Below are 26204 nucleotides of genomic sequence, written 5' to 3'. Positions count from 1 at the left end.
CCCTGCCCGGCGGCTCCAAGGCGCCCTCGCCGGGTTGCGTCGCTCTCAGCCGATGATCGCGACCGGGGCGTCCCACGCGTTGCGGTCGACGGTGATGGTGTAACCGCCGCGTGTCTCCTTGCTGTTGACCATGTACTGGTGGCCGCGGCTGTGGTTGGTGAACTGTGCGGGGTCCCACGGCCAGTCGGCGGTCGTGGTGTTGTTCTTGTCCCACAGGGCGTACCACAGGTTGCCCGGCAGGTCGGTCTTGTTCGTGGCGGTGGCGATCGCCTTGGCGCTGGAGCTGCTGAAACCGTAGAAACCGGCGCGGTAGTTCTTGGCGCGCAGTGTCCTGGTGAAGGAGCGCACGTAGGTCAGGACCGCGTCGTTGCACGCCTTGTCGGCGATGTCGTACGGCTCCATGTCCAGGTAGACCGGGCTGCCGGCCTTCATGCCGAGCGCCGATGCCTTGGCGACCGCGTCGTTGGCGTTGCCCGCGCCGAGGGATGCCGCGGTGGCGGCAGTGAACCTCTCCGGGTTTTTGCTCGTCTGGCAGGGCGGCTGGGCGCCCACGTAGAGCGGGATGAGCTTCCAGCCGGAGGCGTTGACCGACTTCGCCCAGGAGGCCGTCAGGTTCGGCTGCGCGCAACCGCGGTTCTTTCCCCCGATGTAGACCGCGACGGCGCCGTACAGCCCTCCGCGCCAGGCCTTCATGGCTGCCAGCGAAGGCGCCGTACAGGCGTCGAACGCCCGCCCCGTGTACGTCTTCTGAGCGGGCAGCGCGGCGGCGGCCATCGACGTCTGCGCCGCGATTCCGGCACCCCCGACGACAGCGACACCCGCCACCGCCCAGGCGACATGACGGGCCCTTCTGGACAGCCGGTGTTTGGACATTCCCACCCCATTCTGAATTCCAAGAACCCTGACCACGGCCGACACACCAGCAGGGCATGAGGACGGCATCGAGGCACCGAACGCACCACTCACCGCCGCACAAAGCGGCACGGTAACACCGCTCCGCGCATGTCACGCACCCCGCCCCGGTGTCACTTCCGGCATGGGCCGATACCCGCAGGGCGAGGGACGCTGTTTCATGTCGATCACCCCGCGACGGCAGGCTTCGACCAGGAGGCTCTCACCGACGACCGGGACGGCAGGCAGGTCACCCGTCACGGCGGACACACCGGCAGGAGCTGGATCGGCCGGCTCCCCCGGGACGGGCTGCCCATGATCAGGGTGCGGTTCCGCGTGATCTCACCGGCGGGAAGACTTGGACATGTCTTTCCACGTCTGTGACAGTGAAGAGAGAAGCCGGACGGAGCCCGGAGCGCCAGGACGGGAGGAACCATAACGAGAACCTCGGTGGACCTCCTCCCGCAAGCTCGGAAAAGGCGGCCTTCTCATGCGTGCCTTGCGATTCGACCGCTTCGGCGATCCCCATGTCCTGCACCTGGCCGACCTGCCCGACCCGGTGGCGCGGCACGGTAACGCTGTCATCGCCGTCAAGGCCGCCTCGGTGAATCCCTCGGATCTGAAGAACGTCGCGGGCCACATGGAGGAGACGACCCTTCCCCGTGTCCCCGGCCGCGACTTCTCCGGGGTCGTCGTGGACGGACCGCACGACTGGATCGGTGCGGAGGTCTGGGGCACCGGCGGGGATCTCGGCCTCACACGCGACGGCTCGCACGCGGAGCTGCTCGCCGGTCCCGCGGCGGGGCTGGCCCGCAAGCCCGAGCGGCTGAGCTTCGAGGAGGCCTCGACCGTCGGGGTCAACTTCGTCGTCGGCCGGCTCGGCGCGGTCGAGGCCGCACAGCTGACCACGGGCGAGAACATCGCCGTGTTCGGTGTTTCGGGCGGTGTGGGGGGCGCTGTCGCCCAGATCGCCCGGGCCCTCGGCGCCCGTGTGATCGGTGTGGACCGGACACAGCCTGCCGACGGCACCCCGGCCGCCTCGGTCATCGAGGAGTTCATCACCTTCGAGGGCGGCCCGCAGGACATCGGGGCCCAGGTCAAGCGGCTCACCGCCGGCAGGGGGGCGGACGTGGTCTACGACGCCGTCGGTGGCGTCACGACGCAGGCAGCCCTGGCCTCGCTCGCTCATGGCGGCCGGCTCGTGGTGATAAGTGCGGTCGGCACACGGACAGTGGAGATCGACCTTGTCGACCTCTATCACAACGACACCCGGATCCTGGGCTGCAACAGCCTCAGCCTCGATGTCACCGCATCCGGCGCACGGCTCGACTCGCTCGCGCCGTACTTCGAGTCCGGGCAATTCCGCCCTCCCTCCATTACGGATCGGTACAGCCTGGACAACGGCATGGCCGCCTATTTCGCGGTCGGGAAGGGGATACGAGGCCGAGTGGTGATCTGCCCCTGAACACCACGCATCGTTTGACAAAGAATCACGGAAAGGCTGAGCAATGGCCATTGCCAGAGCATCTCGGAATCCGAAGAGCATTGTCGAGCAGGACGAGCCCCTGCTCCGGCGCGGCAAACTGGTGAGGCCGGGCGAAGGCATCTCGATCTGGTGGATGGGCGACGACCGGATCACCTTTGGCGCCGTCAGCGAGGACACGGGGGGCGAATACGCTTTCTGGGTCGACTGTCCACCGGCCGGTACCGGTCCTCCCCGGCATGTCCACTCCCGTGAGGAGGAGGGCTTCTTCCTGCTGCGCGGGAAACTCGAGTTGAAGGCGGGGGGACTGCACACCACGGTCGGCGACGGCGCGTTCTTCGCGGCGCCGCGCGGCGTCCCGCATGAATGGCGCAATGTCGGGGACGACCGCGCGGAACTCCTCACCTTCACCACGCCGGGCGGTAACGAGGGCTTCTTCCTGGAGATGGGCGCGCCGGGCAGCGAGCCTCCGAGGGAGCATGGAACGCTGCCGATCCAGGAGATCAACGCGCGGAGCCCGCGCTACGGAGTCACGTACTTGGAAAGCGGCTCCAATCCGTCCGAGGGACTCCTTCAGAGCGGTGCGGGACGAGGTCCTACGCTCGTGCTCGCGGACGAGGGTGAGCGCTGGTACGCCGCCGGAGCGACGTACAACATCAAGGCGGCGGGCCTCGCGACCGCGGTCGGCTACACAGCCGTCGAGATCACGCTCGAACCGGGCGGCGGAATGCCCGCCCACCGTCACGCCCGCCATGAGGAGGCCTTCTACGTCATGGAGGGAACCGCCACCGCGCTGGTCGACGGAGACACCTACGAGGCCTCCGCCGGAACGCTCCTGATCGTGCCCTGGGGGATGCACCACCGGGTGCGGAACCGCACCGATCAGATCGTCAGGCTGTTCAACCTGACGGTGCCCGGCGGGATGGAGGAGTACTACCGCTGCGCGTGCCGTCCGCTCCCCGGGCCGGGCGGCGACCCGCTCGGAGACCTGAACCGGCTGGCGGTGGTCGGGAGGAAGTTCGGCATCGACGTCGACACCGACGAGGGGCCGTCGGCCTAGGGACTTTCCGCGGTACGGCGCCGTGCGTCTCCGGGCTGTGAAGCGGCTGTACGTACCCGCCCGGTCACCGCTCCCGACTGCGAGACAGGTATCGGCACCGGCAGTACCCTGGAATTGGGTCAGGAATCGCGGCTCTGAAATCGCGAAGAGGCCTTCGAGCCGCAGGGCGTCGAAGTCGCCGCTGACCACGACTGCGTCCGGCAACAACCAGGCGTACACCACGGTGAGCATGGTCCGCTCCCCCAGCCGATGTGTCCATGCGATCGGAAGGACGAAGTGATGACGGACGCCAACTTTGTGACAGGCAGCAATGGTCTCGTCGCGGTCGACAAGGTGGGAAATCGCGTTCTGTTCCTTGACCCGGAGACATACGAAACGGAGTTGGCCCTCGATGGCTTCGCACCGAGGGTGCACGAGCTTCTCGTCTCGCCCGATCACCGTTTCGCGTATGTCCCCATCTACGGCGACGGCATACATGGCGGCAATGCCCATCCGGGCCACCTGATCGCGCGGTTCGACCTGGAGGAACGGCGGCACGTCGGCGACTTCAGCATAGATCCGTATCTCGCCCCGCACGGCCTGCGCTGGGGCGCGCACGGAAAGCTGTACTGCGTGTGCGAGAACAGCGGCGTGATGCTGGAGTTGGACCCCGAGGACGGCACGATCGAGAATGTGACCGAAGTGGGCTCCAACAAGGCGCACCGTATCGAGGTTCTGCCGGACAACAGCAAGCTCTACACCGAGAACGAGGAGGACACGTTCGCCTCGGTCGTCGATCTGGCCACCAGGCGTGTGGTCAAGAAGATCCCCACGCCGAACGGCCTCACGGGAATCGGGATGTCACCCGACGGGGAGACGGTCGTCCTCGTCGACGCGCAGCAGCCCCAGATCTTCGTCGTCGACACGGCCTCGGACGAGATCCGTTCGACGATCGCACTCGACGGCCATGAGAAGGCCGCCCAGATCGCGTGCTACAGCCCCGACGGCAGGTACCTCGTGGTCACGAACTTCGAGACGCCGGTGGCCACGGTCTTCTCCGAGGGTCTCAAGTCGCAGACGCTTCTGCACCTCGGTCAGGGCCCCATGGACATGGCCTTCCACGAGGACGGCGAAACGGTGCTCATCGCGAATCACAACGAGGGCTCACTGGCCGTGTGCAACCTCGAACGCGGTGAGGTCCGGCGCACCGTACAGGCGGGTGTCGGCATCGAGACCCTCTCGTTCTTCTAGAGGTCCTGCCATGACGGACTGGAAAAGCAGAGCCGAGCCGGGCTCGCGGACCATCGGCGACTTTCGATTCGATGACGGACACCGGCTCGATGTGACCCTGGCGTATCACACACTCGGGTCCTTGAACGCGGATGCCGACAACGCCGTGATGCTCCTGCACGGCACCACCGGTTCCGGCGAACAGTTCCTGCAACCGTCGATCGGCGACTTTCTGTTCGGGAACCACCAGCCCCTCGATGTGGGCACGTTCTTCGTGATCATGCCGGACGCCATCGGTCACGGGAGATCCAGCCGGCCCAGCGGCGGACTGGGACCGGACTTCCCGCGCTACGGCTACGGCGACATCGTCGAGGGGCAATACCGGTTGCTGGTGCGGGGACTGGGCATCGAGCGGCTGCGGCTGCTGCTCGGCACCTCGATGGGCGGGATGCAGACGTGGATGTGGGGTGAGCGGCATCCCGGCATGACGCAGGCGCTGATGACGGTGGCCAGCCTCCCCGAGCGCATCATCGGGCGGAACCTGCTGTGGCGAAGGATGCTCATCCATCTGATCGAGTCCGATCCCGGATACGCGGACGGTCACTACACCGAACAGCCCGCGGGACTCGGTCACGCGATGGCCCTGTTCCAGCTCATGGCCGGAAGCCCCCGGCAGATGGCGTCCGATCTGCACTCCGTCGACGCGGCCGACGCACAGGTCGGTCGAACCGAGGAGCAGGCGTTGGACGGCGAGGACGCCAACGACGTGGTCTGGGAGTTCGACGCGTCCCGGGACTACGACCCGGCGCCCGAACTCGATGCCATACGAGCACCGCTCCTGGCGGTCAACTTCGAGGACGACGGGCTCAATCCGGTTGAACTCGGAGGTCTTGAGCGGGCCATGGCCAGGGTGGGTCACGGACAAGGCGTCACGCTTCCGGCCGGCCCGAAATCGCGAGGGCACCAAACGCTCCACGTCGCCGAGATCTGGTGCGACCATCTTGCCGAACTGCTCGCGAAGACCGCGGGTTGGACCGCGGGTTGATGCTGGGATCGCTCCGCCCTGCCGCACCTGCCCGCTCCTGCTCGACCTCGGCGCTCGACGTCGGCCTACTCGATGTCGAGTTGGCGCAGGTTGGTCCTGGTGAGTTCGAGGATCTCGTCCCCTCGGCCGGAGAGTACGGTGCGAGTGGCGAACAGGGTGAAGCCTCGCAGCTGCTCAAGGGTGATTTTCGGGGGCATCGACAGCTCGTGTCGTTCGGTACGGGCGTCGATCAGCGCCGGTCCGGCGTGGGCGAAGGCCGCGCGCAGGGCCTCCTCCAGTCCGTCGGCGCGCTCCACGCGCGCCGCGAACAGGCCGACGGCCCGGGCCTGGGCGCTGAAGTCGGGGTTCTCCAGATCGGTGCCGTAGGTGGTGATGCCCGCGGCTGTCATCTCCAGTTCGACGAAGGACAGCGCCGAGTTGTCGAAGACGACGATCTTCACCGGGAGATCGAGCTGGCGCAGTGTGATCAGCTCGCCCAGGAGCATGGCCAGGCCGCCGTCCCCGGCCAGTGCCACCACCTGGCGGCCTGGGTGGCTGGCCTGGACGCCGATGGCGTGCGGCAGCGCGTTGGCCATGGAGCCGTGGTTGAAAGAGCCGATGAGCCGCCGCTCGCCGTTCATGCGCAGATAGCGGGCCGCCCACACCGTCGGAGTGCCCACGTCGGCGGTGAAGACCGTGTCCCGCGCCGCCAGCCGGTCGATCGTGGCGGCGACATACTGCGGGTGCATGGGGGAGCCGGTCGGTTCGGCCTCGGCCAGCCGGTCCAGGTGGGCCCGCACCCGCCGGTAGTGACCCGTCACCTTCTCCACGAAGCCGTTGTCCGTCCGACGCTCCAGCAGAGGCAGCAGCGCCTGTGCGGTGTCCTTGACGGTGCCCACCAGGGGGACGTCCACCGGTGTGCGGCGGCCGATCTGCTCGCCGCGTACGTCGACCTGGACGACGGGAACGTTTTCGGGATAGAAGGACCGATAGGGGAAGTCGGTGCCGAGCATCAGCAGCGCGTCGCAGTGCTCCATCGCCCGGTAGCCGGAGCTGTAGCCGATCAGCCCGGTCAGGCCGACGTCGTAGGGGTTGTCGTATTCGAGGAAGTCCTTGCCGCGCAGTGAATGGACCATCGGTGCCTTCAGCGCCGCGGCCAGGGCCACCGCCTCGTCGTGGGCGCCCGCGCAGCCCGCCCCGCCCAGGATGGTCACTCGTTCCGCGGTGTTGAGGATGCGAGCCGCCCGCGCGAGCGAACGGTCGTCCGGCCGGACGAGTGAGGCCGACCTGAACACCGGGCGGGGTCCCGGCCAGGAGACGGCGCGGTCGAGGAACAGTTCGCCGGGGATGACCACCACCGCGACACCACCGCGCTCCAGGGCGGTGCGCATGGCGATCTCCATCAGCCTCGGCACCTGCTCGGGGACACTCGCCATCTCGCAATACACACTGCACTCGCGGAACAGCTCCTGCGGGTGTGTCTCCTGGAAGTAGCCCCCGCCGATCTCCACGCGCGGGATGTGCGCGGCGATGACGAGCACCGGCACCCGGCTGCGTTGTGCGTCGAACATGCCGTTGATGAGGTGCAGGTTTCCCGGGCCGCAGCTGCCGGCCGCGACCGCGAGCCCGCCGGTGACGCCCGCCTCGGCGGAGGCGGCGAACGCGGCGGCCTCCTCGTGCCTCACGTGCGCCCAGGCGATGCCGCCGTCGCGGCGCAGGGCGTCGGTGAACCCGTTGAGGGAGTCTCCCGGCAGACCGTAGATCCGCCGCACACCGGAGGCCTTGAGCGTGGAGACCATGGCATCCGCGACTGTGAGGGCCATCAGTTCCCCTTTGGACTGGAGGTTCCCGGAGGTTGAGGAGGGCGCGAACGCCGCTGCCGGCTTCGCCCCGAACGCGAGGGCCGACTTCACCCGTTACGCGACAGTGAAAAGCCTACAAAGGTCCCTCTCCGCCGCCACTCGGCGTTTGCCGTTCGCCGCAACGCCCGTTGTGCGGACACGGGTACCGGCCCACCACCGCGAACCGCCGAAGACACGGCCCGGTCCGTTGGCCCGGACGGCCCGCGGCTTGCGTACGGGACGGGTGGGAGTTGTACTGAAATCACCAAGGGGCAGCGGACACATCGCGGTGCCGGCCGTGCTGCGGCGCGAGAAAAGAAGTGACCATGCGGTATCGGTATCCACGTCTCACCGGCCTCACCGGCCTCACCGGCCTCACCGGCCTCACCGGCAGACAACGTTCCCCGCGCGCGGCGGGAGCCACCGCCGGCCGGGGCATCCGCTGTACCGATGCCGGCCTGTGCACGCTCCGCGTTGTCATCGGAGGGCTGGTCGCCGCCCACGGCGTGCAGAAGACAACACACCGGCTGGGCGGAGGCGGCCTGGCGGCCGGTGCCGAGGAGTTCCGGCTCGACGGGTTTCGCGGTGGCCGGCTCACCGCGGTGGCGGCCGGTACCAGCCAGGCGGGCGGGGGTCTGCTGCTCGCGGCCGGCTTTCTGACACCGCTCGCGGTGGCGGCCGTCGCCGGCGTCATGACCGTCGCGGCCACGGTGAAGGTCCCGCACGGGCTGTGGGTACAGAACGACGGATACGAGTACCCGTTGGTCCTGATCCTGTCCATGGCGGCCATCGGGCTCACCGGGCCGGGCACCTGGTCGCTGGACGAACTGGCCGGCATCGACTGGCCCGCGTCCGCCGGCATCGCCGGCTGCGCGGCCGGAGTACTCGGGGGCCTGGCCACGCGGCGTGTGCTGTCGCGGGACGAGTCCGCCGTATGAGAGGCAGCGAGAAGTGATGGCGGCAAAGTGACGGCGGCAATGGGCTGACAGCGACGCGCTGACACGGTCAGGGGGTGTACCGGGCCGTCGTCGCCCTGGCCGATGTGGTGGTCAACGCAGGCGGAAGGAGGAGCTGGAGGCGTCGAGCGCGATCGGGATGTGGCCCTCGCGCAGCTCCCAGGGAAACGGGCCTTCGAAGGTACGCAGTCCCCGGTGACACAGCGGTTCGTCCATGAGCAGTTCGCGGGCCTCGTCGATGCTGTCGCTGTTCACGATGGTGAGTCCGTCGCCGACCCGCACACCTGGTTCGACGAACGGGCCTGACGCCCAGAGGAGCCCGCGCCTCTCCAGCTCGACCATGTACCGGAGGTGGTCCGCGACGTAGGGCGCGATGTCGGCGTCCGGTGCGGCCTTGCGGTTGATCGCCACGAACAGCCGCTTCCTGGTCATGGGAGCGAGGAGTTGGTCTACGGTCTCGTCCGTCGTGGACATCTGGCTGCTCCTTCTGGCCGGCGGCCTACGGTCATTTCAGAAGCGGAGTCCGGGTGCGGGGCGTGGTGACGGGCAGCGTGCCGGAGCGACAGGGCTCCGGTAGGACAACGGCTCTCATCACATCAACTCACCGCTACCGGAGCTCCGTTGCTGGTGGAGTCTGCCACGCCCGACGGGCTTGTGTCCCATTTCGGAGGATTGGTGTCGGTGTTGGTGTCGGCGCTGTACCGGTGCCTCAGGAGGACCCCCCATGCACAAACTGCTGACCGACGCGCTCCACACCCTCGTCCCGCCCAAGGGGGACCGGCACGGCCCGCTGCCACCCCTCATGCTGGCGCTGACCGCGGTGACCGGTCTCGTGGACGCCGTGAGCTATCTGGCGCTCGGGAAGGTCTTCGTCGCGAATATGACCGGCAACGTGGTCTTCCTCGGATTCGCCCTGGCGGGAGCCAAGGGCCACTCCGTGGTCGCCTCCGTCGTCGCGATGGCTGCGTTTCTGGTCGGCGCGCTGGCGGGAGGACGGATCGTCACCCGGTTCGCGGCACACCGCGGGCGGCTGCTGGCCGCGGCCACGGCCGCGCAGACCGCACTCGTCGCCGTGGCTGTCGTCATGACGGCGCTGACCCATGGCCGGGTGACCACCGCGGTCCAGTACACCGTGATCGTGCTCCTCGCCTTCGCGATGGGACTGCAGAACGCGGTCACCCGGCGCCTCGGCGTCCCCGATCTGACCACGACGGTCCTCACCTTCACCTTGACGGGACTGGCCGCGGACTCCGCCCCGGCGGGCGGGTCGGCACCCCGGCCGGGCCGGCGGATCCTGTCCGTCCTGGCCATGTTCCTCGGAGCCCTCGCCAGTGCCGAACTCGTGCTCCACGGCGAGCTCGTCCTCGCCCTGGGCCTCGGGCTGGTGCTGCTCGCGGTGACCTCCGCGACCGTCCATCGCCTCTCGGCCTCCGACGCCGCCTGGATCAGGCCGCAGTCGTGAACGCGGTGTCGGCCCCGCTCACAGGTCGACCGCTCACAGGTCGAGCAGGACCTCGCCGGTGGGCGTGGCACAGCAGATGAGGACGCTGCCGGTCTCGGGCGGTTCGAGCGGCGGGACGGTGTAGCCGACGTCGCCGGAGACGAGGGGCGTGACGCACGTATGGCAGACGCCGGTACGACAGGACCACCGGGTGGGGACGTCGCATGCCTCGGCGAGCTCCAGCAGGGAGTTGTAGACCGCCGACCAGGGCGCGGAGACGCCACCGCGGGTGAACGTGACGAGAGGGCCGGAGCCGGGCGGGCCGGGAGGCGGGTGCGGGCGCGTGGCGGCCGTGGCTGTCGCCGTGATTCCGGGATTGATGGCGTCGCGGGCGCCGAACAGTTCGGTGTGGATGCGTTCCGGCCGGAGACCGAGGTCCCGCAGGGCTTTGCCGAGGTCGGTCATGAACGACTCCGGCCCGCACAGATAGACGTCGGCGTCGGACGGAATCCCCAGGTCGGCCAGGGCCTCGGGGACCAGGTGCCCGTAGGTGACGTCCCTCCGCCGCCCGGACCGGGCCCCGTCCGGCGCTGCGGTGTAGAAGATGCGCCGGTGCGCGTCGGGCAGCCGGGCCAGGAGATGGCCGGCCTCCTCGGCGAAGGCGTGCTGTTCGTGGTCGCGGGTCGTGTGGATCCACCACACGGGCCGCCGGTCACGGTCGGAGGCCAGTCGGTGGAGCATGGCGAGTACGGGGGTGACGCCGATGCCGGCGGAGAGCAGCACGACGGGGTTGGTGCCCTCCTCCGCGAGCACGAAGTCCCCTCGGGGGCTCGCGACGTCCAGGAGCGTCCCCGGGCGCACTTCGGTGTGGAGGTAGGTGCTCACCCGGCCGTGGGGCTCCCGCTTGACGCTGATGCGGTAGCTGTCCGGTCCTGGCGCGCCGGACGTTCCAGGCGCGGAGGACAGTGAGTAGCTGCGCACCGGAGCAGGCGGAGTGCTGTCGGGGATGCGGATCGCCAGGTACTGGCCGGGTCGGGCAGCGGGAAGTGGCCGCCGGTCGGTGGGTTCGAGATGGATCGAGGAAACGGTCGGGGTCTCGGGGACGACACGGGCGACGCGCAGGGGTTTGAACCCCGGCCACCCGGCGCTCTCCTTCTCGGGCCCCGGCGGGGCAGCGGGGTGGCCGCCTGCTTCCGCCATCTCGTCGAAGGACCGCTGCCAGCCGGGGCTGAGGGCCGGGATGGACCGAGCGGTGCACAGCTTCGCCGGGTCGCGGCCGGGAAGGTAGAGCAGGGCGTCGATGTCGGCGACACTGAGCGCTCCCGGGCCGATCCGTGTACGGATGATCTCGTCGCCGGCCTGGACATGGCCTTCGGTGACGACTCGCAGATAGAAGCCGGGACGGTGATGAGCGACCAGCAGGGACGCCATGGCGGGCAGCCCCAGGCGCATCCCGACGCGGTAGCAGGTGACACGCGGCTGGGTGACCTCGAACTCGGCTTCGCCCACCCGGTAGCGGTCGCCGACGCACACCTCGTCGTCGGCAAGCCCGTCGACGGTGAAATTCTCCCCGAAGTGGCCGAAGCGCAGGTCCTCACGTTCGAGGTGTTCCCGCCAGTACCGGTAGGACTCCAGCTGATACACGAGCACGGCCCGGTACTCTCCGCCGTGACCCGCCAGATCGCCCTGACCGTCACCGTCGATGTTCAGACGCCGTACCATCCGCGGGCCCTGGACGGGTTTCTTCCATGCCCCGGTGTGGACGGTCCTGCCCTGCCAGGGGACGTCCCTGGGCATACCGACATTCACCGACAGTAGCGTCGCCATCGCGCTTCTCCTGAGTGGGCGGGTCCGGGAACCGGCCGCTCGTCGTGCACGGAATCATGCGGGGAGCGGTCCGCCTGGTGACATCACCTTCGAATTATGCGTGGGCCGGCGCCGGGTCGCGCGGTGGCCCACCGGGGCGCAACCTGGACAACGGGCGGCCTCCGACCCACCGATGGGAGCAACGGTCATGGGACTGGCATGGCAGCAGGGCCCGCTCTCGCCCGGCCGGACCGGCCGGTTCCTGACACCCGATCCGCTGCCCGAGCGGTTGCTGTTCGCCGAGCCGTCGCGCCGGCGGACGCGTGTGCTCCTCGGCGGTGTGTGGATCGCCGACAGCGAGGACGTCGTCCTGCTGCACGAGCCCGGCCGCTACCCGGTGGCGTACTTCCCGCGCTCCGACGTGACGGCGGACGCGCTGACAGCGGGCGACCGGACCACCCGGCACCGGGATCTCGGCGACACCTCCTGGTACGCCGTGCGGGCCGGTGACCGTACCGCCGAGCGGGCGGCCTGGGAGCACACCGGCCTGCCGGAGTACGCGCGCGTGCCGGCGGGCCGGATCGCTTTCGCCTGGCGGGCGATGGACGCCTTCTACGAGGAGGACGAGCAGATCCTCGGGCACGCCGCCGACGCGTACCACCGCATCGACATCCGTGGCACGTCCCGCACGCTGGAGGTCCGTTCCGAGGGCGATGCGGTGGCGCGCTCCGAGCACCCGGTGGTGCTGTACGAGTCCGGATTCGCACCGCGCTGGTACGTTCCCCGCCGGGACATCGACGAAAGCCGCCTGCGAGCCGTGGAAGGGCAGACGTTCTGCCCGTACAAGGGCCTGTGCGACTACTACGACATCGACGGTGTGCCGCGCGCGGCATGGTCCTACCGCGCCGCCTACGCCGAGGTGCGCCGTATCAACGGCATGGTCTCCTTCGAGCCGGACGACGTCGAGGTCCACCTCGACGGGAAGCGCCTGGAGCTGGAACCGGGCCAGCGTGTCGTCCCGCACGGCGTCGACCGCGGTCTGGACGCCGCCGAGGCCGGTACGCGCTGATCCTTCAGCCGCGTCCGAGGCACTCCGCGCCGAGCCGCGCCGAGCCCAGTGCCGCCGCTCGTCCCGTCAGGCGTCGAAGCGGCGGCGGGAGGCGTCGATGTGGCCGAGAAGGCGGTGGGTCCAGTCGCACAGTCCGTCGATCGTCACCCGCAGGGCCTGACCCGGCCGGGTGAGGGTGTACTCGACCCGCGGCGGCACAACGGGGTGCACCGTCCGCTCGACCAGGCCGTTGCGCTCCAGCATGCGCAGGTTCTGGGTGAGCATCTTGTGGCTGATGCCCTCGATCTCGTCGCGCAGTTCGCTGAAGCGCAGGGTGCCCTCCCCCAGGGCCTCGATGATCAGGAGCGCCCACTTGTCGGCGACGTCCGAGAAGATCTCCCGCGCCAGGGAGTCCGCCCGCCTCAGGTCCGCTTCGTCGGGCGGGCCGTCGAACTGCTTGGTCACCATCAGGTTCCCCAGTCACCGAAAAGTGCGTTCTTCCACGTCAGCGGCCACTCTCCTACGGTTTCCGAGTAACCACAAGAGAGTGAGCGTCCCGTGGCCCGGCGGAAGCGGGCACGGGCGCCCGGAGCGACGGAGGCAGGCATGGCCATCACCCTGGTGAATCCCGGTGGGCTGCCGGAGATCGACGCCTACCGGCAGGTGTCGATCGCGACCGGGTCGAAGCTGGTCTTCGTCGCCGGGCAGGTCGCCTGGGACGCCGAGGGGGTCACGGTCGGCGGAGCCGACCTCGCCGCCCAGGTCGAGCGGTGCTATCTCAACATCGGCACCGCCCTGGCCGGCGCCGGCGCCACCTTCGACGACGTGGCGAAACTGACCGTCCATGTCGTCGACTGGACTCCCGACAAGATGCCCCTGCTGCTGGAGGGGATCACCCGGGCGGCCACGAAGCTGGGGGTCACCCCGGTTCCGCCGGCCACGCTGCTGGGCGTCGCGGCACTGGACGTGCCCGAGCACCTGGTGGAGATCGAGGCCACCGCCGTCATCGACTGAACAGGCGTCCTTCGCCCCGAGGCCGCCCATGCCGCGCGGCACCGGCATCGCGGAGCACCGGGGCCGCCGCGCCGGTGGGCGGCGGCCAGGCCGGGTCCCCGGGAAGCGGACCGGATCCTTCCCCCCGGAGATTTTTGCCATGTACCGTTCAAGAACTCGTTACCCATCGGCGGTTCATCCGATGGTCTACGCGCGCAGAGTTGGCTTCTCGCACGCCCACCGCTCCTCGTACACGGAGGTTTGACGGATGCTCGGATCAGGGATTTCCCGCCGTCGCAGACTCGCCGGCGTCACCGTCGCTCTCGGCGCCCTCGCCGCCGGTACCGCCGCTCAGGCCGCCCAGGCCGAACCGGCCGCCCGGACCGTCCAGGCGGCACCGGCCGCCGCCGCGGCGGCCACTCATCGTGTGCTGTTCGACAACGCCCACGCCGAGACGGCCGGGAACGCCGACTGGATCATCAGCACCAGCCAGCCCGATCCGCTGGGACAGAACCCCTCCCCCACCTCCGACACCTCCTGGACCGGTGCCCTCTCCTCCTGGGGCGTGGCCCTCCAGAGGACCGGCAGCTACAGCCTCAAGACGCTGCCGTCCAGCGGCTCGATCACCTACGGCACGACGAGCGCCACGGACCTGAAGAACTTCGACAGCTTCGTCCTGCCCGAGCCGAACGTTCTGCTGACCTCGGCCGAGAAGACCGCGGTGATGAAGTTCGTGCAGAACGGCGGCGGCCTCTTCCTGATCGCCGACCACACCGGCGCCGACCGCAACAACGACGGCGAGGACGCCGTCGAGATCATCAACGACCTGATGAGCAACAACAGCGTCGACAGCACCAACCCGTTCGGCTTCACCGTCGACACCCTCACCGTCGGCTCCGACCACCCCTCCGCGATCAACGACAGCTCCAACCCGGTGCTGCGCGGCTCGTTCGGTACGGTCACCAAGAGCCTCATCGCCAGTGGCACCACCGCCACCCTCAGGCCCTCCGACAATTCCAGCGTCAAGGGCCTCCTCTACCGGACGGGCTACTCGGGCAACACCGGCGCCTTCTTCGCCACCAGCACCTTCGGCAGCGGCCGTGTCGCCTTCTGGGGCGACAGCTCCCCCATCGACGACGGCACCGGCCAGTCGGGCAACACCCTGTACGACGGCTGGCGCGACTCCGGCGCCACCAATGCCGCGCTCGCCCTCAACGCCACCGAGTGGCTGTCCTCGGGGACCGGCAGCGGTGGCGGGGACGGCGGCGGTGGTGGCGGCGGTGGCGGCGGCACCTGCACCGCCGCCCAGCTGTTCGCCAACTCCGGCTTCGAGTCCGGCAGTTCGTCCTGGACGACGTCCAGCGGTGTCATCACCAACAGCACCGGCCAGGCCGCCCGTACCGGCTCGTACAAGGCATGGCTCGGCGGTTACGGCACGGCCCGCACGGACACGCTCGCCCAGTCCGTGACCATCCCGTCCGGCTGCGCCGCGACGCTGAGCTTCTATCTCCACATCGACACCGCCGAGACCGGCAGCACCGCCTACGACACCCTCAAGGCGCAGGTGCTCAACAGCTCCGGCACGGTTCTCTCCACCCTGGCCACCTACTCCAACACCAACGCCGCCACCGGCTACACCCGGCGCAGCTTCGACCTGAGCGCCTATGCCGGCCAGACCGTGACGGTCAAGTTCACCGGTGTCGAGGGATCCAAGCTCCAGACCTCCTTCGTCATCGACGACACCGCGCTCAACGTGAGCTGAACCAAACCGGCCCGGCCCTTCGGAGGGATGCCCCTTCGGAGGGATGCCCCTTCGGGGCGGACGCCGGCCGCCGCCCGGTCCCGACAGTGAACGCCGGACGCCCACGCCGGCGTCAGGGACCGGGCGGCTCGGCACGGGCGGCTCCATGACGACCGATGGCACACTGGTGACCGCCGGTTGTCCGAAGGAGCCCGTTGTGCCGATCATCCGCAGTCTCCAGCGTGCGGTGAGCCGCGCCTACCGCCGGAAAGTGGATCTGAGCCACCCGGCCCGCTCCCCGCTGGGCAGCACCGTGGTCAACTGTGTGATCTACGAGGACGGCGCGCGCCTGCCCGACACCGGCCCGGTGGACGAGGCCCTGCGGCAGGTCCGTAAATCCGGCCGGGGCTTCGTGTGGATGGGGCTGCACGAACCCTCCCGGACGGAGTTCGCCTGGATCGCCGAGCTGTTCGGACTGCATCCGCTGGCCGTGGAGGACACGGTGCTCGCGCATCAGCGGCCCAAGGTGCAGCGGTACGACGAGACGCTGTTCGCCGTCTTCAAGACCTGCCACTACGTCGAGCACGAGGAACTCACGGCCACCAGCGAGGTGGTGGACACCGGCGAGCTGGTGATCTTCACCGGTCCCGACTTCGTGATCACGGTCAGACACGGCGGGCACGGTTCGCTCGGCCCGCTCCGCGAGTCCCTGGAGGCCGCCCCCGAGCAGCTGGCCAAGGGCCCCGCCGCCGTACTGCACGCCATAGCCGACCAGGTGGTCGACGACTACCTCGCCGTCGCGGACGCCGTACGGACCGACATCGACGCCGCCGAGGCCCAGGTCTTCAGCGAGCACTCCAGCCGCAGCGACGCGGGCCGTATCTATCAGCTCAAACGCGAGCTGCTGGAGCTCAAGCGGGCGGTGGCACCGCTGGACCGGCCGCTCCACGCGCTGGCCACCGAGCCCCTGCCGCCGGTCGGCCAGGACATCCAGCCGTACTTCCGCGATGTCGCCGACCATCTGGCCAGGGTCACCGAGCAGATCGCGTCCTTCGACGCCCTGCTCGACTCGATCCTCCAGGCCCATCTCGCCCAGGTGACCGTCGCCCAGAACGAGGACATGCGCAAGATCACGGCATGGGCGGCGGTCGTCGCCGTACCGACGATGGTCTGCGCCGTGTACGGCATGAACTTCGACCACATGCCGGAACTGCGCTGGACGTACGGCTACTTCCTCGTCCTGGGAGTCATCGCCACCGCCTGCCTCCTGCTCCACCGCGGCTTCCGCCGCAACGGCTGGCTCTGACGCCACTCCTGTCGCACGGTTGCAGGGCCTGATTCCCGCCTAATTCCCGCCCGACGGCCGGCCCTCGGGAGCGGTGGCACGGGCACGCAGACCCGGCACGCTGATCAGGGTGGCCGCCAGGGCCGCGATCAGTGGTACGGCCAGGGCGGCCCGGTAGCCGTCGAGCTGCGCCGCCGGGGACGAGCCGTCGGTCGCCGCGATGTCGACCGCGGCCACCGAGGAGAGCCCCAGCGCCGCTCCGAACTGGAAGGACGTGTACAGCAGACCGCCCGCGACGCCCTGTTCCTCCTCTTCCATGCCCTCGGTGGCGACGATGGTGAGCGGACCGTACGCGAGGGAGAAGGCCAGACCGAGGACGATCAGGCCGGGGAACATGGCCGCGTACGTCCAGTCCGCCTGGACCGGCAGGAACAGGGCGTACGCCAGCGAGGCCAGGACCAGACCGCCGAAGATGACCCGGGCGTTGCCGAACCGCTCGACCAGCCGGGGGGTCAGCGTCGGGGAGAGCACGGCGTCGACCCCGATCACCATCAGCGCGAAACTGGTCTGGAGCGTCGACCAGTCGCGCAGCTCCTGGAGATACAGGACGACGATGAACTGGAAGCCGAAGAACCCGGCGGCGAACAGCAGTCCTGCGATGTTGGAGCGGACGAGCGCGGCGTTGCGGAAGATCCCGAGACGCACCAGCGGCGAGGGCGATGTCCGCTCGACGGCGATGAACGCAATGACCAGCAGCAGGCCGGCCGCGACCGTGCCGGCCGTCCGGATCGCCGCCACATGCGGGGCGCGCTCCACGGCGAACACCAGCAGCAGGATGGCGCCCGTCACGGTGATCGCGCCGCCCACGTCGACGGGCCGGCCGTCGCGGTCCGGGCGGGCCGCCCCCGGGAGCAGGGCGAGCGCGGCGACCAGGATCAGGAAGGAGAGGATCACCGGGGCGAAGAACACCCAGCGCCAGTCGACCGCGGCCAGCAGGCCGCCGACGACCAGACCGACGGAGAAACCCCCGGCGGCGGTACCGGAGTAGACGAGCAGGGCCTTGTTGCGCTCGGGCCCTTCCTCGAAGCTCGTGGTGATGATCGACAGACCGGCCGGAGTCATGAAGGCCGCCGCGACACCGGTGACGAACCGGGCCACGATGAGCATCCAGCCCTCGGTGGCGAAACCGCCGAGGCCGGAGAAGAGCAGAAAGACGACCAGCCAGAACAGGAACATCCGACGGCGTCCGAACAGGTCGGCGGCCCGGCCGCCGAGCAGCATGAAGCCGCCGTAGCCGAGCACGTAGGCGCTCATGACCCACTGGAGCGTGCCCGTGGACATACCGAGATCCTCACGGATCGACGGCAGGGCCACATTGAGCATGGCCACGTCGATGCCCTCCAGGAAGATCGCGCCGCACAGCACGAACAGCACGCCCCAGGCGCGTCCGCTCATACGGTCGCCACGGCTGCCCGACGGGGATTTCACGGTGGACACAGATGTCTCCTCGAACGCACAGGAAGGGTGAGAGGGATTCCGCCCGCGCTCGGGGCGCGCGTCGGTGGTTACGCGGAAGCCTGCCGGTTCCGACTTGTAACTACGGGAATCCTCGGGCAGGCTGACGGGCCATGGAAGAAGGCACTTCAAAGTCACCGACGCACTGCGCGGATACCGACGGGGACTACGACATCCTTCAGTGGGACACGCGCGAAGGCTGCGAGGTACGGCAGATCCTCGACCGCGTCGCGGACAAGTGGTCGCTGCTGGTCATCGCGCTCCTGGAGCGCCGGACCCTGCGCTTCACGGAACTGCGCAACAGGATCGAGGGCATCAGCCAGCGCATGCTGACGGTGACCCTGCGTCAGCTCGAACGGGACGGGCTCGTCCGGCGGACCGTCCACCCCGTCGTTCCGCCGCGTGTCGATTACGAGCTCACTCCTCTCGGAGCGACGCTCCACGCCACCATCCAGGCCCTGGTGACCTGGACGGAGGAGCATCAGCACGAGATCGCGCTCGCTCGCACCGCGTACGACCGCCGGCTGGACCACGGCACAGAGGCTTCCTGAGCCTCGCGGGCCGGCTCCGTTCGCGGGCGGGCCCCACAAACGCACGAGTGCCGGCCGTGGCACGGCCGGCACTCGTCTCGGTGGCGCGGGGATCGGTCGCCCGGTCGGTCAGGTACGCGGGGCCGCGATGAGGGCCGTGGTCTCCATGGGGAGTTCCGCGATGCGCTCGACGTCGAAGCCCGCCCGGTCGAGAAGCGTCCGGAACTGGTCGACGGAGCGGTGCCTGCCGCCGTTGGTCATCAGCAGATGGAGATCCCACAGGGCGGGCAGCACCGTGGAGTCCTTGTCGGTCACGGTGCGGTCGAGTACGAGAAGCCGGGAGTCGGGACCGGCCATGGCGTGCCGGCAGTGGCGGAAGGCCTCCACGACGGCGTCGTCGGACCACCCCGCGAGGACCCGGCAGAAGAGATAGACATCGCCGTCCAGGGGCACGGCCTTGAACATGTCGCCCGCGTGGAGTTCGACACGGTCGAGGCCGACGGTGCCGGAGAGGTAGTCGCGGGCGATGGGTATCACATGCTCGCGGTCGACGAGCGCGCCACGGGCGTCGGGAGCGGCCTCGAGGATGACGGAGAGCAGATGGCCGTTGCCGCCGCCGCAGTCCACGACGGTCTTGCCGCCGGAGAAGTCGAAGATCTCCGGTACGTAGTCGAAGAAGAGATTGCCGGCCTTCATGGTGCGCTGGAACCGGACGGCCAGGTCGTCGTGGCTGTCGAGATACGAGTAGAGCGGGTTGCCGAAGGCGAGTTCGAAGCCCGCGGTCAGGGTGGTGAAACACTCCACCGCGTTGCCCCAGGCCGTGTAGAACTCCTCACCGTAGAGGAGACACATGTCGCGCAGCGTCCCCGGCCGGTCCAGGAGCGCCGTGGCCACCGGTGTGTTCCGGTAGCCCGTCTCGTGATCCCCTTCGAACACGCCCATCGCCACCAGGAGGCGCATCAGACGGCGGATGCCCTCCTCCTCGGCGCCGGTGGCCTCGGCGAGTTCGCCGCTGGTGGTGCGGCCGGCTTCGATGTGATCGGGCAGTCCGAGCTTCGCGGCGGTGTGGACGGCCTGTGCCCGCCAGCCCCCGGTGATCAGCTCGACTACTTCTTGGGCCGCCTTCAGATCGGCTTTCACTGCGAACTCTCCAGGATGTCGGGGAGGATCACTGCGGTCGTGTTGTCCATCGGGTCCCGGATTCGTCGGGCCCCGGCCTCAGGTGGGAATGCCGCCCCGCCGGATCACCGGAATCTCTATGCCCAGCGCGCGGAGCTGGTTGTACGGATTCATGAATTCCCGGTTCTGGACGATCTTGCCGTCGTCGAGCAGGAACGAGTGAATGAAGTGGTTCTTGTAGTGGCCGGGCGGATATCCGGGAAAGAGAATCGCGCCCTCTCCGTCGCACTCGACCCAGAACCGGTTCGGATCCTGTGTCTCGAAGATCTCGACGTTGTACCAGACCCAGTCGGGAAAGCATTCCAGGGACCATGCGCCGTGGGCCTTCAGCTTGTCGAGGCCGCGGGAGACGATCGGTTCCTCGGTGTCGGCGGTGTACAGACCGCCGCTGCCCTCCTCGGTGAACAGGAGATAGCGGCTCAGCCGTCCCTCGCCCTTCCTGCTCATATAGTCCTCGACCACGGCCCGGTTACGGCGCCGCAGTTCCGCTTCGTCGTCGGACGCCGGTTCGTTGACGGTGACTTCAGTCATTGCCGGACCTCACAGGGGACGATGGAAGGAAGGGCCAGGAATTCACTGGCCGGTCCGGAGCACCTTATCCAGGCCATCGGGTGTCCAACCGGCGATTTCCGCCCGTTGGACAGGGGCGCGAACTCCCCCGACCGTCCCGCACTTGGACGTCAGTGAATTCTTGCAGGCTGCCTCACCGGCCCAGTATTTTGCGGGAATGCATGATTACGTAGTGGCCGATGTCTTCACCGACGAACCCCTCTCCGGAAATCCGCTGGCCGTCTTCCTCGACGCCTCCAACTTTTCCACCGCGCAGATGCAGCGCCTGGCCCGCGAGCTGAATCTGTCGGAGACGACATTCGTCCTTCCGCCGCAGGACGGCGGAGACGTGCGGGTCCGTATCTTCACTCCGGTGAACGAGCTGCCGTTCGCCGGCCATCCGGCGCTGGGCACCGCGATCGTGCTGGGCACGGCCACCCGGCAGGACCGGCTGCTGATGGAAACCGCCGTGACCACCGTGCCGTTCGAATTCGACCGGGGCCCGGACGGCGGGATCCGCTCGGCCTGCATGCGCCAGCCGATCCCGACCTGGGAGCCCTACGCGGAGGCCGACGAGCTGCTCGCCGCGCTCGGTGTGAAGTCCTCCGTACTGCCGGTGGAGGTCTACCGCAACGGGCCGCGCCATGTGTTCGTCGGACTGGACAGTGTGGAGGCGCTGTCCGAGGTGGAACCCGATCTGCGGGCGCTGGCCAGGCATCTCGACATGGCGGCCAACTGCTTCGCGGGATCCGGGAGCAACTGGCGGACACGGATGTTCTCGCCCGCCTACGGTGTCGCCGAGGACGCGGCGACGGGATCGGCCGCCGGGCCGCTCGCGATACATCTGGCGCGGCACGGACTGATCCCGTACGGGCGCCGGATCGAGATCTGCCAGGGCGTCGAGATGGGCCGACCCTCCACGATGCTCGCCACCGCCGACGGTGCGGGTCAGCGGGTGGACATGGTGGAGGTGGCGGGCTCCGCGGTGATCGTGGCCCGGGGGACCTTCCACATGTGAGGACCGTCGTGGTCCGAGGACGGTCCGGTCCGCGGCGCGCTCGGGCGCCGCGGACCGGACGTCCCGGTTCACGATCAGGGCCCCACGGATCCGGCCTCACCGCTGATGCCGCGCGGGCCCGGCCCCCGCGGGCCCGGCCGCGGGGACCCGGCGCCGCGGAGCCGGCCGCGCGGATCAGCTCTCGTAGACCAGTCCGAGGCCGGACAGCGCCGCTCTCTCGTACTCGCCCTCCACCGTGGCCTCGATCTCGAACCGCACCCGCTCGGTGGGCGGATAGCCGATCAGCCGGGCGGCGAGGTGCGGTGGCAGCGGCTGCTCGCCGGCCTCCGCAGACTCCCACAGCATCACCGCTCCCCAGCGGTTCCCCGGCCGGTCGGAGATCCAGAACTTCAGCCGCAGGCCCTTGACCGAGGTCCACGGCGGCACTCCGTCGCTCCGCAGATACTCCCGCAGCGAGTCGATGGTCTGCTCGGACCCGGTCAGATCCCACCACGCGATGGTGACGTTCACGCGCGGAGCACCTCTTCCATATGAGTGGCCCAGATGTGCCGCCCGTCGCGGGTGAGCACCGATTCCGCGTGGAACTGCATCGAGGTGAAACGAGGTCCGCGCAGCGCGTGCACCTCACCGCTGCCCGGGTCCCGGCTGACCTCGACCGGGCCGATGCCCGGGCGGTGGATCTCGTCCGTGTCGCAGCGGGCGGCGAAGGTGTTGTAGAACCCGGCGAGCACACGCGTGCCGAACAGGTCGATCTCACGCCGGGTGCCCTGGCGGCAGTCGTCGCAGGGCGTCACCTCCAGACCGAGGCGCCTGCTGAGCACCTGATGGCTGAGACAGACGGCGAGGAACGGCAGGCGCCGCTCCAGCAGGGTGCCGATCGCCGTGTGGAGATGGGCGATCCGGGGATCGCCGCCGTCGTTGGGATCGCCCGGTCCCGGGCCCATGACGACCAGGTCGTGCTCGTCGAGGGAGTACTCCTCGTCGAAGCGGCGCACCGTCACCTCCGTTCCCAGCGAGCGGAGCTGATGGCCGATCATCGCGGTAAAGGTGTCCTCGGCGTCGACGACCAGTACGCGGCGGCCTGCCAGCGCCGGCACGGGCCGCTCCCGTGCCGCCGGGGCCGCCGCGCCGGCCCGGCCCGCCGCGTCCGCCGCGTCCGCCGGGCCCGCCGCGTCCGCCGGATCGTCGGCGAGCCAGAACCGGGCGAGGTCCTCGTTGCGGCTCGCCAGGGCCGACCGTACGGCGGGATGGTCGCCGAGGCGGCCCCGCCGGTCGCCCTCCAGCGCGGAGAGCAGCCCCGCCGCCTTCGCCCTGGTCTCGGCGGCCTCGGAGACGGGATCGGAGTGCCGTACGAGCGTGGCGCCCACACCGATCTCCACCCGGCCCGCGCGGTCGATGTCCGCGGTACGGATCAGAATGGCGGAGTCCAGGGACCGGGAACCGCCCTCCCGGCCGATCAGAGCCATGACACCGCTGTAGTAGCCGCGGCCCCCTGGTTCGTACCGGCTGATGACCCGGCAGGCGCTCTCCAGCGGGCTCCCCGTCACCGTCGGCGCGAAGAGCGTCTCGCGCAGGATCTCCTGCGGTGCCCGGTGGGAGCGGCCCTCGATGAGGTACTCGGTGTGCGCGAGCCGCGCCATCTCCTTCAGCCTCGGTCCCACGACGCGTCCGCCGGAGTCGCAGACGCGGGCCATCATCTTCAGCTCCTCGTCCAGCACCATGTACAGCTCGTCGCTCTCCTTCTCGTCGGAGAGGAACTCCAGCACGTCGGAGAGCACCGGTCCGCCCGCGGGATAGCGGTAGGTGCCGCTGACCGGGTTCATCACCGCCGTGCCCGCGCGCAGGCTGATGTGCCGCTCCGGGGTGGCCCCCACGAAGGTACGGGTACCGGTGTGCACGATGAACGTCCAGTACGCCCCCGACTCGCGGGCGCACAGCCGCCGGAAGAACGCGAGCGCGTGGGCCGGGTCGTATCCCTCGATATCGGCGACGAACGACCGTTTGATCACGAAGTTCGCGCCCGCGCCCGTGCCGATCTCGTCGGCGACGACCCTGCGGACGATCTCCGCGTACTCCTCGTCGGCGATGTCGAAGCCGCTGTTCGCCAGGGTGATCGGGACTTCGGGGATACGGGCCAGTACCTCGGGCAGTGGCAGGACGGCCTGTTCCGTCACCCGCAGCGCGAGGAGCGGGGCGCCGTCGTCGACGCAGGCGAAGCCGCGTTCGGCGATCTGCCGGAAAGGGATGATCACCAGGACGTCCTGGCCCTGTCCATGGGATTCGTCGGGTACGGGGATCCCGGCGAGGGTGGCCGGCTCCGAGAGTTCGCCGAGCAGTACGTCCAGCCGGTCCCGGCCGGTCGTCTCCGGCCGGTGCAGCAGCGCGAAGGGCGGCGGCCGGTCGGCCAGCACCCGGGTCAGCGGATCGCCGTCGCCGGTCATGCCAGGACCTGTCCCTGCGTGACCACCATGGCGCAGCGCTGCGCCGCGTACTCCAGCGTCATACGGTGGTGGCGCAGGGAGAAGTCGCCCATGGCGTCCGCCACCAGAAACGGCTGGATGTCATGGGTGAACGCCTCCACCGCGCTCGCCAGTACGCCGACATGTCCGTACACACCGCAGATGACGAGCTGGTCGCGTTCCTGTGCCCGCATCCAGTCGAGCAGATCGGAGCGGTGGAACGCGCTGTAGCGCCATTTGGTCAGGCGCCGTTCGTCCGGGCGGGGCTCCAGCGGCTCCACCACTTCCCGGTCGGCGGGGTCGGTACGCATCCCCGGGCCCCAGAAGTCCTTGAGCAGACCGCGCTGTTCGTCGGTCATGCCTCCGGGCTGCGCCGTGTACGCCACCGGTACGCCCGACTCACGGGCGCGGCCGAGCAGTTCCGCGGTGTTGCCGATGAGCCGGTCGCGTGGGCTGTCGGGGATCGGTCTCAGGAAGTACCGCTGCATGTCATGGACGAGCAGTACGGCGCGCCGCGGATCGGCGGTCCAGTCCGCGGAGTTGGCGGGGAGATCGGCGGCACCGGGTAACACGTAGGGCGTGATGGGGGGAATACCGGGCATGAGTGGCTCTCTCCTCGAGGAAGGCTTGAGTACCGGCCGGGGAACGGGAACGTCATGGTGCCCGGACAGGGCCTAGGCGGAGTGGGGGGCGTTGCGGGCCAGTTGCTCGGCGACGACCCGCCAGCCCTTGGCGTACTCCATGGCCGCGTTGGCGATGGCCCGCCGGCGGTGGGCGGGGACGCTGTTCGCGAGGGTCGCCCATTTCTCGCTGCTCATGGCGTGGGCTTCCATCAGACGCAGCAGGGTGCGTCCGTTCTCGCTGTAGCGCAGCGAGGGATCCGTGCGAAGCCGCTGGACCTCGGTGGAGCGGTCCGTGAGCTCCTGCTCCGGTCCGGGGTCTCTACGCGCGTCAGCCGAGACGGAAATCGAGGTGGAGGTCGGATCCGGGAGTACGGGCGGGGGCTGGAGCGTGGGCGGCGGTGGGAGCGTGGATGGGAGCGGCAGGGACAGCGGGGGCGGCTCGGCCGTCCACCGGCCTTCGCCGGGCTCCCGTTCGGCCGGATCCTCCTGACGCAGCAGTCTGGCGCGGACCGAGCGTGCCGTCTCCGGTGAGATCCCCACCGCCCTGGCTATCTGCCGGAGGGACAGCTCCGGGTTGCGCAGGATCAGTTCGGAGGCGAGCCGGCGCTTCTCCACGGCGTCGGTGGGCCGCACCCGCCCGTCCTTGCCGATCCTGCTGTCCGGCCGGCGTGTCGTCTCGGCGGGGTGTCTGCGGCGTACCTCGGCGACCGTCTTGGCGGACAGTCCGGTGACGGAGGCAGTTAATCGGTCCGACCACTGGGGGTGCGAGGCGATGACGCGCGCGGCGGCCGCCTTGCGGTCGGCGACGGAGAGCGGCAGTCCGCCCGCCAGATTCGCCTGTACCGCGAGGACGAACGCCTCGACCTCGTCGCCCTCGAACATCCGGGCCGTGATGAACTCCTGCTTGCGCAGCTCGGCCGCGCGCACCCGGTGCAGACCGTCGACCACACGCATGGTCGCGCGGTGCACGACAATCGGCGGGAATTCACCCAGAGCACAGGCCAGCATTCTGACATGGTCCGGATTCTCGCCCGCGGTCCGTGGCGTGTCGGCAATCACCAATGACCCGATGAGCACCTTGACCACCGGTCCCAGCAGTTTCCGCCGGCGTCCCGGAATCGCACCCCTGCGTTCATAGGAAAGGCCGCTCTCCCTTCCGGGAGGACCGGCCGTTGAATTCTTCACCATTAACACCCCAACCATCGCAAGGAAATGAGATAAACCTCCGATGAAGATCCGCCGCAACACTAGGGAATGAATGTCAGGAACGTCAATGTCACAAAAGTCGCAGACGGTGCACGACATCGTGCACGCATCGGGACACGCGACGGAACCGGTGCGCCGCAAGCCTCCGCGACCTGCGGGCGGCCGTGCCACGTCTATGGTTCGGTGGAAATTTCGCTCCGGTTCGACAGAAATCCATCCCCGTACGGATGCCCGGACGGCCCGCAAGAGACATAACGGCAAAGATTTCGGCAATGAATGGTCACGTATTCCGGTACGGCGCCGGCCCTTTCGGCACCGGACAGCGGCCCGCGACCGTCCCGGGGGAT

At 69.2% G+C, this 26204-nt stretch carries 24 protein-coding genes; 12 read left to right on the top strand and 12 right to left on the bottom strand.

The genetic code is table 11. From position 1 onward, the window contains the following. Nucleotides 1-45 precede the first annotated feature (45 nt). A complete protein-coding gene (locus tag BFF77_RS14325) occupies nucleotides 46-873 on the bottom strand; it encodes a glycoside hydrolase domain-containing protein (RefSeq protein WP_066948790.1) in 828 nt (275 codons plus the stop codon). 508 nt (nucleotides 874-1381) lie between these two features. On the opposite strand from BFF77_RS14325, the gene BFF77_RS14320 reads away from it, so the two are divergent. The 4 genes from BFF77_RS14320 to BFF77_RS14305 all read left to right on the top strand — a co-directional run bounded on the left by BFF77_RS14320 (nucleotide 1382) and on the right by BFF77_RS14305 (nucleotide 5688). Beyond that, complete coding sequence (locus tag BFF77_RS14320; RefSeq protein WP_066948788.1) at nucleotides 1382-2356, top strand: quinone oxidoreductase family protein; 975 nt, start codon at nucleotides 1382-1384, stop codon at nucleotides 2354-2356. Nucleotides 2357-2399: 43 nt separating this feature from the next. Beyond that, nucleotides 2400-3434: a cupin domain-containing protein gene (locus BFF77_RS14315; RefSeq protein WP_066948785.1), complete on the top strand. Its 1035-nt coding sequence runs from the start codon at nucleotides 2400-2402 to the stop codon at nucleotides 3432-3434. A gap of 279 nt (nucleotides 3435-3713) precedes the next feature. Next, nucleotides 3714-4664, top strand: a complete 951-nt coding sequence (locus BFF77_RS35620; protein WP_066948782.1) for a beta-propeller fold lactonase family protein — start codon at nucleotides 3714-3716, stop codon at nucleotides 4662-4664. Nucleotides 4665-4674: 10 nt separating this feature from the next. Continuing rightward, entirely contained in the window at nucleotides 4675-5688 is a 1014-nt protein-coding gene (locus tag BFF77_RS14305) for an alpha/beta fold hydrolase (protein WP_066948779.1), read from the top strand. Between the two features lie 65 nt (nucleotides 5689-5753). Here the strand turns inward: BFF77_RS14305 and poxB are convergent, their stop codons facing one another. Further along, nucleotides 5754-7490, bottom strand: coding sequence for a ubiquinone-dependent pyruvate dehydrogenase (gene poxB, locus BFF77_RS14300; RefSeq protein WP_066948816.1), 1737 nt, complete (start codon nucleotides 7488-7490; stop codon nucleotides 5754-5756). 344 nt (nucleotides 7491-7834) lie between these two features. Here poxB and BFF77_RS14295 point away from each other — a divergent pair, with 344 nt between their 5' ends. Beyond that, the gene (locus BFF77_RS14295) at nucleotides 7835-8446 is read left to right on the top strand and encodes a DoxX family protein (protein WP_079125144.1); all 612 of its coding nucleotides are present in this window, start codon (nucleotides 7835-7837) and stop codon (nucleotides 8444-8446) included. Nucleotides 8447-8557: 111 nt separating this feature from the next. On the opposite strand, the gene BFF77_RS14290 is transcribed toward BFF77_RS14295, so the two are convergent. Further along, on the bottom strand, nucleotides 8558-8938 hold the full coding sequence (locus tag BFF77_RS14290; RefSeq protein ID WP_066948777.1) for a YciI family protein: 381 nt from the start codon (nucleotides 8936-8938) through the stop codon (nucleotides 8558-8560). Nucleotides 8939-9188: 250 nt separating this feature from the next. Between BFF77_RS14290 and BFF77_RS14285 the strand changes: the two genes are divergently transcribed. Further along, complete coding sequence (locus BFF77_RS14285) at nucleotides 9189-9926, top strand: YoaK family protein (protein WP_066948774.1); 738 nt, start codon at nucleotides 9189-9191, stop codon at nucleotides 9924-9926. A gap of 33 nt (nucleotides 9927-9959) precedes the next feature. Here the strand turns inward: BFF77_RS14285 and BFF77_RS14280 are convergent, their stop codons facing one another. Further along, nucleotides 9960-11732, bottom strand: coding sequence for an MOSC and FAD-binding oxidoreductase domain-containing protein (locus BFF77_RS14280; RefSeq protein WP_066948771.1), 1773 nt, complete (start codon nucleotides 11730-11732; stop codon nucleotides 9960-9962). Between the two features lie 187 nt (nucleotides 11733-11919). Here BFF77_RS14280 and BFF77_RS14275 point away from each other — a divergent pair, with 187 nt between their 5' ends. After that, nucleotides 11920-12780 (top strand): DUF427 domain-containing protein, encoded by an 861-nt coding sequence (locus BFF77_RS14275; RefSeq protein ID WP_066948767.1) that lies wholly within the window; start codon nucleotides 11920-11922, stop codon nucleotides 12778-12780. Nucleotides 12781-12846: 66 nt separating this feature from the next. Here BFF77_RS14275 and BFF77_RS14270 read toward each other — a convergent pair whose 3' ends face one another. After that, a complete protein-coding gene (locus tag BFF77_RS14270; RefSeq protein WP_066948764.1) occupies nucleotides 12847-13227 on the bottom strand; it encodes a winged helix-turn-helix transcriptional regulator in 381 nt (126 codons plus the stop codon). Between the two features lie 138 nt (nucleotides 13228-13365). Here BFF77_RS14270 and BFF77_RS14265 point away from each other — a divergent pair, with 138 nt between their 5' ends. The 3 genes from BFF77_RS14265 to BFF77_RS14255 all read left to right on the top strand — a co-directional run bounded on the left by BFF77_RS14265 (nucleotide 13366) and on the right by BFF77_RS14255 (nucleotide 16799). Further along, entirely contained in the window at nucleotides 13366-13773 is a 408-nt protein-coding gene (locus tag BFF77_RS14265) for a RidA family protein (protein WP_066948761.1), read from the top strand. A gap of 247 nt (nucleotides 13774-14020) precedes the next feature. Next, nucleotides 14021-15514, top strand: a complete 1494-nt coding sequence (locus BFF77_RS14260) for a hydrolase (RefSeq protein WP_066948759.1) — start codon at nucleotides 14021-14023, stop codon at nucleotides 15512-15514. Nucleotides 15515-15716: 202 nt separating this feature from the next. Further along, nucleotides 15717-16799, top strand: coding sequence for a magnesium and cobalt transport protein CorA (locus BFF77_RS14255; protein ID WP_066948811.1), 1083 nt, complete (start codon nucleotides 15717-15719; stop codon nucleotides 16797-16799). A gap of 39 nt (nucleotides 16800-16838) precedes the next feature. On the opposite strand, the gene BFF77_RS14250 is transcribed toward BFF77_RS14255, so the two are convergent. Continuing rightward, nucleotides 16839-18233 (bottom strand): MFS transporter, encoded by a 1395-nt coding sequence (locus BFF77_RS14250; RefSeq protein WP_066948808.1) that lies wholly within the window; start codon nucleotides 18231-18233, stop codon nucleotides 16839-16841. Between the two features lie 173 nt (nucleotides 18234-18406). On the opposite strand from BFF77_RS14250, the gene BFF77_RS14245 reads away from it, so the two are divergent. Further along, nucleotides 18407-18844, top strand: coding sequence for a winged helix-turn-helix transcriptional regulator (locus BFF77_RS14245; RefSeq protein WP_066948756.1), 438 nt, complete (start codon nucleotides 18407-18409; stop codon nucleotides 18842-18844). 108 nt (nucleotides 18845-18952) lie between these two features. On the opposite strand, the gene BFF77_RS14240 is transcribed toward BFF77_RS14245, so the two are convergent. Then, a complete protein-coding gene (locus BFF77_RS14240; RefSeq protein ID WP_066948753.1) occupies nucleotides 18953-19963 on the bottom strand; it encodes a methyltransferase in 1011 nt (336 codons plus the stop codon). Nucleotides 19964-20041: 78 nt separating this feature from the next. After that, nucleotides 20042-20533, bottom strand: coding sequence for a PhzA/PhzB family protein (locus tag BFF77_RS14235; RefSeq protein WP_211280232.1), 492 nt, complete (start codon nucleotides 20531-20533; stop codon nucleotides 20042-20044). Nucleotides 20534-20729: 196 nt separating this feature from the next. Between BFF77_RS14235 and BFF77_RS14230 the strand changes: the two genes are divergently transcribed. Then, nucleotides 20730-21569 (top strand): PhzF family phenazine biosynthesis protein, encoded by an 840-nt coding sequence (locus BFF77_RS14230; RefSeq protein ID WP_066948751.1) that lies wholly within the window; start codon nucleotides 20730-20732, stop codon nucleotides 21567-21569. 174 nt (nucleotides 21570-21743) lie between these two features. Here the strand turns inward: BFF77_RS14230 and BFF77_RS14225 are convergent, their stop codons facing one another. From BFF77_RS14225 to BFF77_RS14210, 4 genes are all read right to left on the bottom strand, one after another. Further along, nucleotides 21744-22079 carry a hypothetical protein gene (locus BFF77_RS14225; RefSeq protein WP_066948748.1) on the bottom strand — a complete coding sequence of 112 codons (336 nt, stop codon included), beginning with the start codon at nucleotides 22077-22079 and terminating at the stop codon, nucleotides 21744-21746. Beyond that, nucleotides 22076-24010, bottom strand: a complete 1935-nt coding sequence (locus tag BFF77_RS14220) for an anthranilate synthase family protein (RefSeq protein WP_066948745.1) — start codon at nucleotides 24008-24010, stop codon at nucleotides 22076-22078. Before BFF77_RS14220 ends, BFF77_RS14225 begins: the two co-directional genes overlap by 4 nt. Continuing rightward, the gene (locus tag BFF77_RS14215; RefSeq protein ID WP_066948742.1) at nucleotides 24007-24630 is read right to left on the bottom strand and encodes an isochorismatase family protein; all 624 of its coding nucleotides are present in this window, start codon (nucleotides 24628-24630) and stop codon (nucleotides 24007-24009) included. The genes BFF77_RS14220 and BFF77_RS14215 overlap by 4 nt, the downstream gene beginning before the upstream one ends. Nucleotides 24631-24702: 72 nt before the next feature. Then, a complete protein-coding gene (locus BFF77_RS14210; RefSeq protein ID WP_211280231.1) occupies nucleotides 24703-25659 on the bottom strand; it encodes a ParB/RepB/Spo0J family partition protein in 957 nt (318 codons plus the stop codon). Between the last annotated feature and the right edge of the window lie 545 nt (nucleotides 25660-26204).

Origin of the sequence: Streptomyces lushanensis, assembly GCF_001700515.1 — a bacterium.
In the GTDB taxonomy this organism is placed as follows: Bacteria; Actinomycetota; Actinomycetes; order Streptomycetales; family Streptomycetaceae; genus Streptomyces; species Streptomyces lushanensis.
Note: the sequence above shows the minus strand (reverse complement) of the source record. Positions and strands in the feature narration are given on the sequence as shown.

Coding starts and splice junctions, on each gene's coding strand:
- BFF77_RS14235 (WP_211280232.1), bottom strand. CDS start 20,533: ATGACTGAAGTCACCGTCAACGAACCGGCGTCCGACGACGAAGCGGAA.
- BFF77_RS14220 (WP_066948745.1), bottom strand. CDS start 24,010: ATGACCGGCGACGGCGATCCGCTGACCCGGGTGCTGGCCGACCGGCCG.
- BFF77_RS14275 (WP_066948767.1), top strand. CDS start 11,920: ATGGGACTGGCATGGCAGCAGGGCCCGCTCTCGCCCGGCCGGACCGGC.
- BFF77_RS14280 (WP_066948771.1), bottom strand. CDS start 11,732: ATGGCGACGCTACTGTCGGTGAATGTCGGTATGCCCAGGGACGTCCCC.
- BFF77_RS14245 (WP_066948756.1), top strand. CDS start 18,407: ATGGAAGAAGGCACTTCAAAGTCACCGACGCACTGCGCGGATACCGAC.
- BFF77_RS14315 (WP_066948785.1), top strand. CDS start 2,400: ATGGCCATTGCCAGAGCATCTCGGAATCCGAAGAGCATTGTCGAGCAG.
- BFF77_RS14290 (WP_066948777.1), bottom strand. CDS start 8,938: ATGTCCACGACGGACGAGACCGTAGACCAACTCCTCGCTCCCATGACC.
- BFF77_RS14250 (WP_066948808.1), bottom strand. CDS start 18,233: ATGAGCGGACGCGCCTGGGGCGTGCTGTTCGTGCTGTGCGGCGCGATC.
- poxB (WP_066948816.1), bottom strand. CDS start 7,490: ATGGCCCTCACAGTCGCGGATGCCATGGTCTCCACGCTCAAGGCCTCC.
- BFF77_RS14295 (WP_079125144.1), top strand. CDS start 7,835: ATGCGGTATCGGTATCCACGTCTCACCGGCCTCACCGGCCTCACCGGC.
- BFF77_RS35620 (WP_066948782.1), top strand. CDS start 3,714: ATGACGGACGCCAACTTTGTGACAGGCAGCAATGGTCTCGTCGCGGTC.
- BFF77_RS14325 (WP_066948790.1), bottom strand. CDS start 873: ATGTCCAAACACCGGCTGTCCAGAAGGGCCCGTCATGTCGCCTGGGCG.
- BFF77_RS14285 (WP_066948774.1), top strand. CDS start 9,189: ATGCACAAACTGCTGACCGACGCGCTCCACACCCTCGTCCCGCCCAAG.
- BFF77_RS14230 (WP_066948751.1), top strand. CDS start 20,730: ATGCATGATTACGTAGTGGCCGATGTCTTCACCGACGAACCCCTCTCC.
- BFF77_RS14210 (WP_211280231.1), bottom strand. CDS start 25,659: ATGCTGGCCTGTGCTCTGGGTGAATTCCCGCCGATTGTCGTGCACCGC.
- BFF77_RS14305 (WP_066948779.1), top strand. CDS start 4,675: ATGACGGACTGGAAAAGCAGAGCCGAGCCGGGCTCGCGGACCATCGGC.
- BFF77_RS14215 (WP_066948742.1), bottom strand. CDS start 24,630: ATGCCCGGTATTCCCCCCATCACGCCCTACGTGTTACCCGGTGCCGCC.
- BFF77_RS14260 (WP_066948759.1), top strand. CDS start 14,021: ATGCTCGGATCAGGGATTTCCCGCCGTCGCAGACTCGCCGGCGTCACC.
- BFF77_RS14270 (WP_066948764.1), bottom strand. CDS start 13,227: ATGGTGACCAAGCAGTTCGACGGCCCGCCCGACGAAGCGGACCTGAGG.
- BFF77_RS14320 (WP_066948788.1), top strand. CDS start 1,382: ATGCGTGCCTTGCGATTCGACCGCTTCGGCGATCCCCATGTCCTGCAC.
- BFF77_RS14265 (WP_066948761.1), top strand. CDS start 13,366: ATGGCCATCACCCTGGTGAATCCCGGTGGGCTGCCGGAGATCGACGCC.